The following is a 14738-nucleotide window of genomic DNA, read 5'->3' as shown; positions in this document are numbered from 1 at the left end:
CCCACCCTGAGGCACAGGTTATTACAGGTCGGACGCCGCAGCGGTGGTGACATTCCGTCACCACCGCTGCTTCAAGGCATCCGAGTTTTCAGGAACCGGAGCTTCCGGACGAACCGCTCGAGCCACTGGAACCGCTGGATCCTGTTCCGCCACCGAGATCGTCGAGAGGATCGCTACCGGTGAGGCCGCCCGGGTACAGGTAGGCGTCGGAGATCGTGCTGAGCGAGGTTCCCGACGTGGCCGGTACCTTTGCTCGCCAGTTGACGATCGGGTTCAGCACTCCGAACGGTCCGCAACCACTGGCGGCGGGCAGCGCGAAGCCGGTGGCCTGGTTCCCGACCGGGCTCACCTTCAGTGCATTGTCCGGGAGCACCGTGTAGGTCGGTACCACCGACGGGTCAGGCGCGAGACGAAGATTCACCGGCGCAGCCGCGGAGCCCAGGTAGCAGTTGTCACCGAGGAACGCGTTGTTGATCTTCATCCGCACCGGGATGCTCAGATCCATGTCGGTGATGATGCCGTTGAGGGTCGGGGCAGCGGTCGCCTCCACCTCGGCGGTGACTGCGGCGAGGCCGAACAGATTGCCGAACGGCAGGTCGATTCCGAGGACTCCACCCGGAACGGTCAACGGCTTGGAGTAGACACCGTGGTGTCCGTCGTCGCGCGGGAGAAGAACGGTGGACTCACCTTCACCGGAGCCGGCCTCGGCGGCGATGATCATGTCGCCTTTTCCGATCGGGAGGTTGAAGCCGTTGTTGTCGAAGGTTCCGCTCTGAACCACAACCGACACACAGGATTCGGCAGTAGCCGGACACACTGCGGCACCGGGTATCGAATTGTCGACCGGATCCTGAGCCGAGGCCATCGGCGCCGCGAACGCGAGGACCGCACCTGCGGTACCTGCAATGACGGCCACGCGCGTGCCGAGACGTCGGTTGCCGTTCTTGTGAGATTTCTGCACTGATTTCTCCCTGCCGTTTATGTGATGGGGGACGAAACTCGCAGTCATTGCTTGTGTTTCGACCGCCGCCGACAAGGTCTTCGCGGTGTGCTCCTACTCACAAGTAACAACTGAACAGATGTATATCACAGGACTTCGACTTAAAAACAGGGCAAAAGGGAGTTTCCTTAAAACGGACAAAATAAGCGGTACGGTATGTAACACTCACGGGTGATGAACACGAACAGACTGGTCCTCTGCGTCGCGGCAGCGGGCCTAATCCTCAGCGGCTGCAGCAGCCAATCCGACAGCGACGCAGCGGAATCCACATCTGCTGCCACCAGCACGTCGATCGCGGCGACGTCGAGTTCGACTGCCCCCAGTACGCTTTCCGAGCTGCCGACCAGCCCGCTCGCCGCAACAACTCCGGAAGCCGCGCCGAGCGTCGTCGAATCGACGCCCCCGCCGGTGTCGCTACCGGTAGCGCCAGCGGCCAATGCACCGATCGACGCCCGCTCACCGGAAGAGATCGTCGCGAACGCCGGCGAGAAGGGGCAGCGGTACATCGCCGCCCTTCGTCTGGCCGGGATCCCGCCCGCCGGAATGGATTCCGCAGAGATCCTCTACGCCGACGGCACCTGCAAGGCGCTCGCTGACGGTATGCCTCGGTCCGAAGTGCTGGCGGAGTTCAACTCCGTCGGCGAGGTGTACTCACAGATCACGCCGATGTCCTCGCAGCGCATTGCCGAGATCTACGTCGACACGGCGGAGCAGACGTACTGCTGATCAGGCCTTGCCGGCCAACCAGCCGTGCAGCCAGGATGTAGCCGAATTGCCTGCGCCGTCAACGACGTAACGCGTGTAGTCGGTGTGGACCTGCGAGCCGTAGAAGTCGACCAGTTGATCGATGCGCCGCGAGTTCGCGCCCGGATCGAGCTGGGCCATCAAAGCGGGGAGACCGCCTGCGGTGATCAGATCATTGACGATCACGGCGGCCTCGTCGCGCAGAGCGAGCGCACTGGCCGGAGTGGGATCGGACGCCTGAGCCATGAATCCGGCCAGACGCATCACGAAATCGTCCTTCGGCGTCGAGCAGTACAGGTCACCGACCGCGCACAGCGTCACCGTTTTGCCTGACAGCCAACCGAATCCACCGATGCGAGGGCCGCTGGCACCGTTACCGCCAACAGCGGGGCCGATCAGGACGTCGGACTCGGAACGACGGGGATCGGACAACAAGCCGACGCCCTCGACGCGAGTCGGGGGACAACGCCGATGCCAGTTCCGATCTCGGCGGCGAGATCGCCTGCCGCGTCGGCGCCCTGGCTGTACCCGACGATGGCGAAGCGAGTGTCACCGCACGAGGCGGCCATGGCGCCGATCATGCCGCGGGCATTGTCGACAGCCTGCTGCTTCGACTTGGCGTAGACGTTGGATTCCCAGGGGAAGGCCGTCGCCGAATAGGTGACGTAATCGGTGCGTACGGAGCCCGGAAGCCCGTTGGTCACCGGGGCGAGCATGCCGGCGCCGGGCCTGGTGCCCGAGGGCTCCCACGTTCCCGGGATGGCCACGACGTACAGGCTGGGGCAGGGATCAGCCGACGCCACGGGAGCACTGACAACCGGTACCACTACTGCCGCAGCAAGTGCCGACAACACCGCAACGAGACGCCTCGCACGCATGAAACTCCCCTGTTTTACCTTCAGCAACCCATACACCACTATCGGTGCTCCGGAATCATACTGTCTGGGCGTTGTGTCTGTCCGATGCACGATCGATGAAGGTTTGTTACAGATCGCGCGAATTACTTGCACAAACAAAGCCGCACCCCACCGAATGCGGTGGGGTGCGGCTTTGTGAGAGCCTCTAGCGCTGCGGAGCCGCTGTCGGGTGGATCGGTGACGGAAGGGCCGTGACACCCTCGAGGTAGGTGTCCACAGCGGCTGCTGCGGAACGTCCCTCGGCGATGGCCCAGACGATCAGGGACTGACCGCGGCCCATGTCGCCGGCCACGAACACGCCGTCGACGTTGGTGTTCCACTTCGACGTGCGGGCGACGTTGCCACGCTCGTTCAAGTCGACACCGAGATCGGTGAGCAGACCCGGCTTCTCGGGACCGACGAAGCCCATGGCCAGGAGCACGAGATCGGCTTCGAGCTCGAAGTCCGAGCCCTCGACCTTCTCGAAGCGACCCGACTTCATCTCGACCTCGTGAGCCTTGAGACCGGTGACCTTGCCGTTTTCACCGACGAAGTTCTCGGTGTTGACGGAGAACAGACGCTCGCCGCCCTCCTCGTGAGCCGAAGCCACGCGGAACATGAGCGGGTACGTCGGCCACGGAGTCTGCTCGGCGCGAGTCTCCGGCGGACGCGGCATGATCTCGAACTGGTGGACGCTGGCCGCACCCTGACGGTGCGAGGTGCCGAGGCAGTCCGCTCCGGTGTCGCCGCCGCCGATGATGACAACCTTCTTGCCCTCAGCGGTGATGGTGGGAGCGTCGAGGTCACCCAACTGCACGCGGTTGGCGATCGGCAGGAACTCCATCGCCTGGTGGATGCCGTCCAGTTCGCGGCCCGGGATCGGAAGATCGCGAGCTGCCGTGGCGCCGCCGGCCAGAACCACTGCGTCGAACTGCTCACGCAGCTCGTCCGCGGTGATGTCCACGCCGACATTGACGTTGGTCTTGAAGACGGTGCCTTCGGCTTCCATCTGCTCGAGACGGCGGTCGATGTGCCGCTTCTCCATCTTGAACTCGGGGATGCCGTAGCGCAGCAGGCCGCCGATGCGGTCTGCCCGCTCGAAGACCGTCACTGCGTGACCGGCGCGGGTCAGCTGCTGCGCTGCAGCCAGACCGGCCGGACCACTGCCGACAACCGCAACCTTCTTGTTGGTGGCGTGCGCGGCGCGAACCGGCTTGACCCACCCTTCGTCGAAGGCCTTGTCGATGATCTCGACCTCGACCTGCTTGATGGTGACCGGATCCTGGTTGATGCCCAGGACACAGGACGCCTCACAGGGTGCGGGGCACAGACGACCGGTGAACTCCGGGAAGTTGTTGGTCGCGTGCAGACGCTCGATGGCGTCGTGCCAGTGGTCCTTGTAGACCAGGTCGTTCCACTCGGGAATCAAGTTTCCGAGAGGGCAACCGTTGTGGCAGAAAGGAATTCCGCAGTCCATGCAACGGCTGGCCTGGGTCTTGAGGGTTTCCTTCGGGAACTCCTCGTAGACCTCTTTCCAGTCGAGCAGGCGCAACGGCACCGGCCGGCGAACCGGAAGTTCGCGCGACGTGTGCTTCAGGAAGCCGCTTGGATCACCCACGAGCTGCCTCCATAACTGCCTCGTCCACGTTCTTGCCATCCTTCTCTGCGGCCGCGATGGCCAAAAGAACCTTCTTGTAGTCGCGGGGCATCACCTTTGCGAAGTGACCCACCTGCTGCGACCAGTCAGCGAGGATGCGCGTGGCAACCTCGGAGCCGGTTTCGTCGCGATGACGTTCGATGGCGCCCTTCAACCAGGTGAAGTCGTCGCCCGAAAGATCCTCGAGGTCCACCAGTTCGGTGTTGAGGTTCTTTTCGAATGCCTTGTCGGGGTTGTAGATGTACGCGACGCCACCGGACATGCCGGCGCCGAAGTTACGTCCGGTGGCTCCGAGGATGACCACCTTTCCACCCGTCATGTACTCGCAACCATGATCGCCCACACCCTCGACGACGGCAGCGGCGCCGGAGTTACGGACTGCGAAGCGTTCGCCGACGACACCGCGAAGCAGAGCCTCGCCGCTGGTGGCGCCGAACAGGATGACGTTGCCACCGATGATGTTGTCCTCGGCGACAAAGCCTTCCGCTGCATCGAGCGGCGGGCGTACGACGATGCGTCCACCCGAGAGACCCTTGCCGACGAAGTCGTTGGCGTCGCCGTGCAGGCGCAGGGTCATACCGCTGGGCACGAAAGCACCGAAGCTGTTACCGGCGGAACCGGTGAACGTGATGTCGATGGTGCCCTCGGGCAAGCCCTCTCCACCGAACGCCTTGGTGACCTCGTGGCCGAGCATGGTGCCGACCGTGCGGTTGACGTTGGTGATCGCGGACTCGAAGGAGACCGCCTCACCCTTGTCGAGTGCGTTGCGGGCCGAGACGATCAGCTGCTGATCGAGTGCCTTGTCGAGACCGTGATCCTGCGTGCCGGTGCAGTGGACGTCCTGGTCCATGAACGCGGACTCGACCTGGGTGAGGATCGGCGACAGATCGAGATTGCCTGCCTTGCTTCCCTTCCAGTGATCGAGAGCGCGCGTGGTGTCCAGCATGTCGACCTGGCCGACTGCTTCGAGCAGCGTGCGGAAGCCGAGTTCCGCGAGAAGCTCGCGAACCTCTTCGGCGATGAACATGAAGAAGTTCTCGACAAATTCCGGCTTGCCACTGAAACGCTGACGCAGCAACGGGTTCTGCGTCGCGACACCGACGGGGCAGGTGTCGAGGTGGCAGACGCGCATCATGATGCAGCCCGAGACCACCAGCGGTGCGGTGGCGAAACCGAACTCCTCGCCGCCGAGCAGGGCAGCGACGACGACGTCGCGACCCGTCTTGAGCTGGCCGTCGACCTGCACGACGATGCGGTCACGGAGACCGTTGAGCAGCAACGTCTGCTGGGTCTCGGCGAGGCCGAGTTCCCACGGTGCGCCCGCGTGCTTGACGGAGGTCAGCGGGGTGGCACCGGTGCCACCGTCGTGACCGGAGATCAGAACGACGTCGGCATGTGCCTTGGAGACACCGGCCGCGACGGTTCCGACGCCGACCTCGGAGACCAGCTTCACGTGGATGCGGGCCTGCGGGTTGGCGTTCTTCAGGTCGTGGATCAGCTGAGCGAGATCCTCGATCGAGTAGATGTCGTGGTGCGGCGGCGGCGAAATCAGGCCGACGCCAGGCGTGGAGTGCCGAACCTCGGCCACCCACGGGTACACCTTGTGAGCCGGAAGCTGGCCGCCCTCACCGGGCTTGGCTCCCTGCGCCATCTTGATCTGGATGTCGGTGCAGTTGCTCAGGTAGTGCGAGGTGACACCGAAGCGTCCCGACGCGACCTGCTTGATGGCACTGCGTCGCAGATCGCCGTTCTCGTCGGGCGTGAAGCGCGACGGATGTTCGCCGCCCTCACCGGAATTGGAGCGGGCGCCCAGACGGTTCATCGCGATGGCGAGAGTCTCGTGAGCCTCGGCGGAGATGGAGCCGTAGCTCATCGCACCCGTCGAGAAACGCTTGACGATCTCGCTGGCCGGCTCGACCTCGTCGATCGAGATCGACGGCCGCTTGCCGATGTTGAAGTCGAACAGACCACGCAGAGCGGCAAGGCGCTCCGACTGGTCGTTGACCATGGTCGTGTACTCCTTGAAAACCTCGTACTGACCTGTGCGAGTTGCGTGCTGGAGCTTGAAGACCGTGTCCGGGTTGAACAGGTGGTACTCGCCTTCACGACGCCACTGGTACTCGCCGCCGACCTCGAGCTCGCGGTGAGCGCGCTCTTCGGGGCGATCGAGGTATGCGACGGCGTGACGTGCCTGGACGTCGGCTGCGATCTGGTCGAGGCCGATGCCACCGAGCTGCGACTGCAGACCGGTGAAGTACTCGTCCGTCAGCTCCTGCGAGAGGCCGATGACCTGGAACAACTGAGCACCGGTGTACGACGCGAGCGTCGAGATGCCCATCTTGGACATCACCTTCAGGACACCCTTGCCGGCTGCCTTGATGTAGTTCGCGATGCCCTTCTCGAGGGTCAGACCCTCGAGCTCGCCGTTCTGCAGGAACTCGTCGATGGTCTCGAAAGCCATGTACGGGTTGACCGCTGCGGCACCGAAGCCGATGAGGAGCGCCATGTGGTGCACCTCGCGGGCGTCGCCGGCCTCGACGATGAGACCGACCTTGGTGCGCGACTTCTCACGAACCAGGTGGTGGTGCACAGCCGAGGTGAGGAGCAGCGACGGGATCGGTGCGTAGTCCTCGGTGGACTCGCGGTCCGAGAGCACGACGATGCGTGCGCCACCCTCGATTGCCTGCGAGACCTGGTACTTGATGCCCTCGAGCGCACGACGGATACCGTCGCCGCCTTCCTTGACGGGGTACAGGCCGCGGATCACGACGCTGCGGAAGCCCGGGAATTCGCCGTCGTCGTTGACGTGAACGAGCTTCGACAGGTCGTCGTTGTGCAGGATCGGCTGCGGGAGCGCAATCTGCTTGCAGGAGTCCGCATTCGGGTGCAGCAGGTCACCCTCGGGGCCGATGGTCGCGCCGAGGCTGGTGACAACCTCTTCACGGATCGCGTCGAGAGGCGGGTTGGTGACCTGAGCGAAGAGCTGCGAGAAGTAGTCGAACAGCATCCGGGGACGTGACGAGAGCACGGCGATCGGAGTGTCGGTACCCATCGAGCCCAGTGCCTCGGCACCGGAGAGAGCCATCGGCTTGACCAGCAGGTTGACCTCTTCGTTGGTGAAACCGAAGAGCTGCTGACGCAGGACGACGCGCTCGTGCGACATGTACGTGTACGGACGGTCCGGCAGGTCGTCCATGTGGATCAGACCTTCGTCGATCCACTGCTGGTACGGGTGCTCGGCAGCGAGTTCGTTCTTCAGTTCCTCGTCGCTGATGACCCGGCCCTGCGCGGTGTCCACGAGGAACATGCGGCCGGGCTGGAGGCGGACCTTGCGGACCACGGTGGACGGATCGATCGGCAGGACGCCGACCTCCGACGCCATGACGACGAGGCCGTCTTCGGTGATCCACAGACGCGACGGACGCAGACCGTTGCGGTCCAGCACGGCGCCGATGACGGTGCCGTCCGTGAAGCACACCGACGCCGGTCCGTCCCAGGGCTCCATGAGAGCCGAGTGGTACTCGTAGAACGCCCGACGAGCGGGGTCCATGCTCTCGTGCTTCTCCCAGGCTTCCGGGATCATCATCAGAACTGCGTGCGGCAGGCTGCGGCCGGCGAGGTGCAGCATCTCGAGCACCTCGTCGAAACGAGCGGTGTCACTGGCGCCCTGGGTGCAGATCGGGAAGATCTTGTCCAGGTTCTCGCGGCCACCGAAGACGTCGCTGTCGATCAGGGACTCGCGAGCGCGCATCCAGTTCTCGTTGCCGGTGACGGTGTTGATCTCACCGTTGTGAGCGACCCGGCGGAACGGGTGCGCCAGCGGCCACGACGGGAACGTGTTGGTGGAGAAGCGCGAGTGGACCAGGCCCAGTGCGCTCTCGACACGATCGTCCTGCAGGTCGAGGTAGAAACCCTTGAGCTGCGGGGTGGTGAGCATGCCCTTGTAGACGAACGTCTGGCCGGACAGGCTGGGGAAGTACACGGTCTCGCTACCCGGGCCACCCTTGCCGGCACCTTCGGAGCCGAGTTCGTGCTCGGTGCGCTTACGCACCACGTATGCACGACGCTCGAGATCCATGCCGGTGTACTTGTCACCTTCAGAGCCGATGAAGATCTGACGGAACGTCGGCATCGCGTCGCGCGCCAGTGCGCCCAGCGAGGAGTCGTCGGTTCCGACCTCGCGCCAGCCGAGAACCTTCAGGCCCTCTTCGACGACGATCTTCTCGACTGCAGCAGCAGCCTCGTGCGCATCGGCGTCGCCCTGCGGGAGGAATGCGATACCGGTTGCGTACGCGCCTTCGGCGGGCAGCGCGAAGTCCACGACAGCTCGGAAGAACTTGTCGGGAACCTGCAGCAGAATGCCCGCACCGTCACCCGTGTTGGGTTCTGATCCGGCAGCGCCGCGATGCTCGAGGTTGACCAGAGCGGTGATCGCCTTTTCGACGATGTCCCTGCTGCGGCGACCATGCATGTCGACAACAAATGCGACTCCACAGGAGTCGTGCTCATTGGACGGGTGATAGAGGCCCTGGGGGCCTGGAAGTTGCTTCATACCCAGCCTTCGTATGCCATAAAGATGCACCGACGACCAGCAGCGCTGATGGCCATCAACTTGCAATGCAAGTCCTTCAAAGCACCGACACGACGATGTGTTCGGTACCACCGAAGTAGCCGCCCTGCGCAGACGCGATGGTGTGCGTTCTGGCACCCGGCGACGTGAGTCTTCGGTCGGTTGAAACTTTTGTGAGTCAACCGTGTAACGAAAACGATAATTCAGAACCCCGGCACGGGCGCAACTAAGGTAGCCCTATAATTGCTCTGAACTGCGGCGATGCAGGGAGCCAGAAGGCCCCTCGACAGATTTCGGAGCTGCGTCTGTGCAGAGAAGTTCCGATTCACAGGATACCGAATCCGCAGGAAACAGGCGCGATGGGCGATGAATGCAACAACTGGCCGCAGCGATAAGAATCAGCTGCGGCCAGTGCGCCTCGAACTGTAACAAAAGTTGATCGATCAACCAAGGTCCAGGCCTGAATTGTTTGCTCGCAGAATGCCATCGCTGTAATTTCCGTAGGCTCACACCTGAGAAGACGGGTGGCGAAGAGCAAATGACAACAGCAGTAGTGGTGGGCAGTGGTCCCAACGGTCTCGCGGCGGCGATCGAACTCGCCCGCGCCGGAATCGACGTCCATGTCATCGAGGGTGCGGACAAGATCGGCGGTGGCACCCGCAGTAGCGAATACATCGTCGATGGACTCGTCCACGACGATTGCTCCGCCTTCCATCCCACCGCTTTGGCTTCTCCTTACTTCAAGGCCCTCGACCGCGAATTCGGGCTCGCCAAGCATGGCCTCGCGTGGCTGTGGCCCGAGATCGATCTGGTCCATCCACTCGACGACGGCACCGCCGGGGTTCTGTGGCGCGACATCAACCGGACCGCTGAGGGACTGGGTGTCGACGGTAAGAGGTGGCTCGACGTCTTCGGATACCTCTCCGAGAACTTCGACGAGTTGGTGCAGGACGTCTTCCAGCCGATCGTGCACGTTCCGAAGCACCCGCTGATGCTCGCGCGTTTCGGGACGGGCGCTCTGCTTCCCGCGACGGGTTTCGCGCGGATGTTCAAGACCCCACAGGCGCGGGCGCTGTTCGGTGGCGTCGCGGCGCACATGTTCGGGACGCTGACCCTTCCACTCTCCAGTGCTGTCGGCTCGATGCTCACTGCGGCCGCTCATGCTCACGGTTGGCCTGTGGCGCAGGGTGGTTCAGGATCAATTGCTGCGGCGCTCGCGTCGATTCTGCGCAGCCTCGGTGGCACCATCGAAACCGGGAACTGGGTCACCAACTACTCCCAGATCGCCGGTTACGACATCGTCATGCTCGACATCGCCCCCGATGCGGCCGGTCGTCTGCTCGACGGCCGGCAGCCCGACCGCAGTGCACGGGCCTACCGCAAATTCCGCTACGGCACCGCCGCCTACAAGGTCGACTACGCCGTGCGCGGTGATTCCGACGGGAGCGTCGTGCCGTGGACGAATCCGCATGCCCGCAAGGCCGGCACCCTGCATCTGTCCGGGACGATTTCGCAAACTGCTGCTGTCGAACGCCAGACCGTGCGGGGTCAGATGCCGGACAAGCCCTTCATTCTGTTGGGCCAGCAATTCTTGGCCGACCCCTCCCGATCTGTGGGAGACATCCATCCCGTGTGGGCGTATGCGCATGTGCCGCACGGATATCCGGGCGACGCGACCGATGCGGTCACGCGTCAGATCGAGCGCTTTGCGCCGGGGTTCCGGGACCGGATCGTGGGCGTCCACGTGCGCAATGTGCCCCAGATGCAGGCGTACAACCCCAACTACGTGGGTGGCGACATCTCCGCGGGGGCGAACACTGCGCGACAGATCATCGCGCGCCCCCGGTTCGGGCTGGACCCCTATGCCACCGGGGCCCCGGGCGTCTACCTCTGCTCGTCCGCAACTCCCCCGGGCGGCGGAGTCCACGGGATGGGTGGGTTCAATGCCGCGCGGGCGGCGCTGAAGGCGCGGGGTTGAAGCGTCCCCGATGGGGACGACATTTCGGACAAACATTCACTCGCGAGTCACCCCACCAAGGATGATCGTCGACTTCGGATTTGCGCGTAGCCGTCACTCCGGCAAGGGTCGAGCAGTGTGGTCGTTAGGCATTGACGTCGGCTTGCTTATGCTATCCACGGAGTCACGAAATTCAAGAATCCCTCAAAGCAGGGCTACCGCGAAAAACGCTCGTGCGCGAACAGCTGGCTTGTTATGCAAATCGACTCAAGTGGCAATGCCGACACCGCGCGACATAGCGCCCTTGACGGCGCGAACCAAGATGTTGCGAGTGCCCGCGTTTCACTTGCCGAACACAATTGACAAGTAGCGTATGCCCCAGGTGCGTTGTCACATAGAACTGGCGGGGCGGCGCCAATGCGTTACCGCGTCAGTAATTCCACGCGTGCTTGCACCCTATTCAGCGACCGAAACCAGCAGATGAAGGCTCCACCATAAGCCAAAATCGATAGGAGAAACCCGACTGCGATTGCGTTCGCCAGCCACATATGGAGTGTCGGCTTTTCAAAGCGATCTACAGCTAAATTCGTGAGGACACCACCAATAAGGGCAACTGCGAAGAGGAGGCCAGCAATATAGCCGAATAGAAAAGTAGACTTATGCGAGCGGCGATCACGGTATGTCTCGACCAGTCGGGGGATCGCCTTGCGCCCCGCTTCCCGCAGTTCATTAGCGAAGTCGGGATAACCCGCCGCCTCTACCCGCTGTGCGGCAGCGAGGTGATCGTCTTCAAAATCGATTCGATCGGCCACACGCTTCATGACATAGCGGTCGGAGAAGAACCCTCCCATATAGCGACGCGCCGAGTCGAGAATCGTGAGCAACGCGGTCGCAATCGCCAAGATCGCGGTAACGGTGGTCATGAGTATTCCTTTCTTTACGAGGATGCTTTATGTCACCATTGCACGGGCTACCGACAGGAACCCGAGTTGCAAGATTTAGCGAGGAAATCGACGTCATAGACTGTGTCGAAAAGTGATCTCCTTCGCTTACACGACAGAGGTATTCAAAGCGTCTTATTCGAAGTGGAAAGTTAATCTTGTTGCACCCTCAATCTCGACGTTCAGAGCGCCGGCGACGCAACGCACGCGCATACGCCCGAACAGACTCTGAGCTCAAGCGGCAGGAAGAGTCAGTCTGGTCCGCCCGGTTAAGGCACTACAGCACCGCCCATCGCGCCACGCGAATTCAATTGCGGCAGAAGTGGTCTGACAAGGAAGACCACCGGATCGTCAAAGGGAAAGAGAGGAGAAACAGTCCGGCAAACCGACTTTCTCGATGAAAGACGGCCTCGCGATGGTGTCGATCGCATCTTTGATGATTCTTCAGTCTGCCGCCGCTGCCATAGCTCTCATAGCCGGCGTGCTGCGGGTGGTCGCCCCACGATCCAAGCTGTGATTACAAGAACCAAGTGATTGTGTTAAGTCTGGACGCTCCGTCGAAAACCTCCATCCCGACAACTCCAGAACGACGGAGCACTTCGTGCGAACCACCCCGCCATGGGGTGAATGTCCGTTATCTTCCTCGATAGTGGTTGCAATCTCCTGGCTGCTTGGCGTCCCGTGCAGGGACGCTGTCACCACGAAAGGGAGCACATCTGTGAATGGACCCGAAACGCCCACTCGTTTATGCCGGACCACCGCGGCCCTCGGTGTCGGCGCGCTCGCTGCCGCGATCACCTTCGGCAGCGCAGTTGGTACTGCATCAGCCGACACTCCGATCGTCGACTTCGGCAGTATCTCGTTCTCGGTGACCAACGGCCCCGACAACACCATCTACGACATCAACGCAATCATCAATCTCCCACCCGGCACACTGCCGCCAGGGATGATGAACCCTCAGATCACTGCGCCCGCCGCGGCCACTCAACCAGTCGGCAACCCGTTTGCGGGCACCGCATTGGACTTCGTTCTGAGCTTCATTCAGGCTGCGGCCAGATAGCCGACAACAAAAAACGAGGCCACCAACTCTTGTGAGTTCGTGGCCTCGTCTTGTGGTGGGCGAAGGGGGACTTGAACCCCCACGTCCCGAAGGACACTGGCACCTGAAGCCAGCGCGTCTGCCATTCCGCCACTCGCCCGAGCAACGCCGAAACATTATCACGACAAACTTTGAAAGTTCTATTCGTGCAGTTCAGGGCACGAATCGATGAACACCGAGCACCCGAAAGCCCAGAACCGATACCATGCTGAAACAGCGGCCAGGTACTGCCGAAGCGACATTTGACAGTACCGTGGAACCTGTACAGCAGTTTGGACGACACGCGACAAGGCGGTGCCGGCGCTACTTGCCGAGCATTTTGCTGTCGTAGATGCGAGGCGAGAGGAGGGCCCGATGGGCATCGTGCAGCGTTTCGAACGAAAGCTCCAAGGAGCTGTCGGCGACGCATTCGCGCGGGTCTTCGGTGGTGGTGTTGTGCCGCAGGAAGTAGAGGCGGCGCTCCAGCAGGAGGCTCGTGACCGCGTCGAGCACCTCGGCGGCGGAATCCTTCTCGCCCCCAACAACTACGTGATCACCATCAACAACTCCGATCACGAAGAGTTGGCAGCAGATCGCGAACTGACGACCAAAGCTTTCAGCCGACACCTGCAGGATTTCATCCGCGATCAGGGTTGGCAGACGTACGGCGACATCTCGGTCACTTTCGAGCCTTCGCCTACGCTCCACACCGGTCAGTTCCGCACCCGCGGAACCGTCGACCCGGATGGTGACGCCGAGCAGGCATCACCGCCGTCGCATGTTCCGCAGGTTTCGTCGCGGCCTCCACAACGGCCGCCTCAGCGACCCGCACCGATTGTTCCCCTGTTTCCAATCCAGTCCCGTCACAACCAGGAGCCGGCCCCATGACGCAGAACTCAGGCTACGAACCAAGCCGCGAACCGGCGGGTCGCCAGCCCGAACCGCAGCAGCCGGCACGGAACGGGTACTCCCACGACGACGGCGGTTACGCCGCTCCGCAGGGCCAGGAAGCGCCGTACCAGAACGGTTACGACCGCGGCGACGGTTACCGAACAGGCGACGACCAGCAGGGCTACAACCAGCAGCAGGGTGGCTACGACCAGCAGGCGTACCCGAACCAGCAGCAGCCGTACGAGCAGGCCGGTTACGACCAGCAGAGCTATGACCAGCAGGGCGGCGGCTACGACCAGCAGGGTTACCAGCAGCAGCCGTACGACCAGCAGGGCTACGGCCAGCAGGCGTACCAGGGTGGGTACGACCAGCAGGGCTACCAGCAGGGCGGCTACGACCAGCAGGGTTACCAGCAGCCGTACAACGGCCAGTCCTACGATCAGCCGGGCTACGACCAGCAGAGCTACCAGCAGGGCGGCTACGACCAGCAGGCGTACACACAGCAGCCGTACGAGCAGGCCGGCTACGAGCAGGGCGGCAACTTCGAGCAGACGCAGGCCTACCCGCAGCAGGGCTACGCCCAGCCGCAGGGCGGTTACGCACCGACGGCCCAGAGCCTGACGGCAACCCTGCAGCTCGAGGACGGCAGCGGACGCCACTTCCAGCTTCGCGACGGCAGCAATGTCATCGGCCGCGGCCAGGAAGCTCAGTTCCGCCTCCCGGACACCGGCGTCTCACGTCGGCACATCGACATCCGTTGGGACGGCCGCACCGCGATGCTGTCCGATTTGGGATCCACGAACGGCACCACCGTCAACGGAGCACCGGTCCAGGACTGGCAGCTGGCAGACGGCGACATCATTCGTGCAGGTCACTCGGAGATTCTGGTTCGCATTCTCTGAGCTGAGAAACGGACGCCAGGATTTTTCCGATAACAATCGAACATTCGGCGGTCCGTCGGCGCGCCGCCGTCACGCGGCTGTCAGTATCGTGATCTTCGGGGC

Annotated in this window: 7 protein-coding genes, 1 tRNA gene and 2 pseudogenes; 4 read left to right on the top strand and 6 right to left on the bottom strand. The window is 62.9% G+C overall.

The genetic code is table 11. The features are described 5' to 3' along the window. Positions 1-88: 88 nt before the first annotated feature. On the bottom strand, positions 89-961 hold the full coding sequence (locus EHW12_RS00235; RefSeq protein ID WP_003943530.1) for a hypothetical protein: 873 nt from the start codon (positions 959-961) through the stop codon (positions 89-91). A 213-nt stretch (positions 962-1174) separates the two neighbouring features. On the opposite strand from EHW12_RS00235, the gene EHW12_RS00230 reads away from it, so the two are divergent. Then, positions 1175-1726 (top strand): DUF732 domain-containing protein, encoded by a 552-nt coding sequence (locus tag EHW12_RS00230; protein ID WP_125050144.1) that lies wholly within the window; start codon positions 1175-1177, stop codon positions 1724-1726. Here the strand turns inward: EHW12_RS00230 and EHW12_RS00225 are convergent. The 3 genes and pseudogenes from EHW12_RS00225 to gltB all read right to left on the bottom strand — a co-directional run bounded on the left by EHW12_RS00225 (position 1727) and on the right by gltB (position 8849). Beyond that, positions 1727-2622 (bottom strand): annotated as a pseudogene (locus EHW12_RS00225) (cutinase family protein). 184 nt (positions 2623-2806) lie between these two features. Further along, positions 2807-4258, bottom strand: coding sequence for a glutamate synthase subunit beta (locus tag EHW12_RS00220; protein ID WP_003943594.1), 1452 nt, complete (start codon positions 4256-4258; stop codon positions 2807-2809). Then, entirely contained in the window at positions 4251-8849 is a 4599-nt protein-coding gene (gene gltB / locus EHW12_RS00215) for a glutamate synthase large subunit (RefSeq protein WP_125050143.1), read from the bottom strand. Before gltB ends, EHW12_RS00220 begins: the two co-directional genes overlap by 8 nt. Before the next feature lie 556 nt (positions 8850-9405). Here gltB and EHW12_RS00210 point away from each other — a divergent pair. Beyond that, entirely contained in the window at positions 9406-10845 is a 1440-nt protein-coding gene (locus EHW12_RS00210; RefSeq protein WP_125050142.1) for an NAD(P)/FAD-dependent oxidoreductase, read from the top strand. A gap of 401 nt (positions 10846-11246) precedes the next feature. Here the strand turns inward: EHW12_RS00210 and EHW12_RS00205 are convergent, their stop codons facing one another. Beyond that, entirely contained in the window at positions 11247-11747 is a 501-nt protein-coding gene (locus tag EHW12_RS00205; RefSeq protein ID WP_125050141.1) for a hypothetical protein, read from the bottom strand. A gap of 736 nt (positions 11748-12483) precedes the next feature. On the opposite strand from EHW12_RS00205, the gene EHW12_RS00200 reads away from it, so the two are divergent. Beyond that, on the top strand, positions 12484-12825 hold the full coding sequence (locus EHW12_RS00200; RefSeq protein ID WP_125050140.1) for a hypothetical protein: 342 nt from the start codon (positions 12484-12486) through the stop codon (positions 12823-12825). Between the two features lie 53 nt (positions 12826-12878). Here EHW12_RS00200 and EHW12_RS00195 read toward each other — a convergent pair. Continuing rightward, positions 12879-12964: transfer RNA gene (locus tag EHW12_RS00195), tRNA-Leu, on the bottom strand. Between the two features lie 254 nt (positions 12965-13218). On the opposite strand from EHW12_RS00195, the pseudogene EHW12_RS00190 reads away from it, so the two are divergent. Further along, positions 13219-14636 (top strand): annotated as a pseudogene (locus tag EHW12_RS00190) (FhaA domain-containing protein). The last annotated feature ends 102 nt before the right edge of the window (positions 14637-14738 follow it).

Origin of the sequence: Rhodococcus sp. NJ-530, assembly GCF_003860625.1 — a bacterium.
In the GTDB taxonomy this organism is placed as follows: domain Bacteria; phylum Actinomycetota; class Actinomycetes; order Mycobacteriales; family Mycobacteriaceae; genus Rhodococcus_F; species Rhodococcus_F qingshengii.
This window is presented reverse-complemented; position numbering and strand designations above follow the sequence as displayed.

Bases quoted from the DNA above. Each gene is read 5' to 3' on its own strand.
- EHW12_RS00205 (WP_125050141.1), bottom strand. From the start codon at position 11,747: ATGACCACCGTTACCGCGATCTTGGCGATTGCGACCGCGTTGCTCACG.
- gltB (WP_125050143.1), bottom strand. From the start codon at position 8,849: ATGAAGCAACTTCCAGGCCCCCAGGGCCTCTATCACCCGTCCAATGAG.
- EHW12_RS00230 (WP_125050144.1), top strand. From the start codon at position 1,175: ATGAACACGAACAGACTGGTCCTCTGCGTCGCGGCAGCGGGCCTAATC.
- EHW12_RS00210 (WP_125050142.1), top strand. From the start codon at position 9,406: ATGACAACAGCAGTAGTGGTGGGCAGTGGTCCCAACGGTCTCGCGGCG.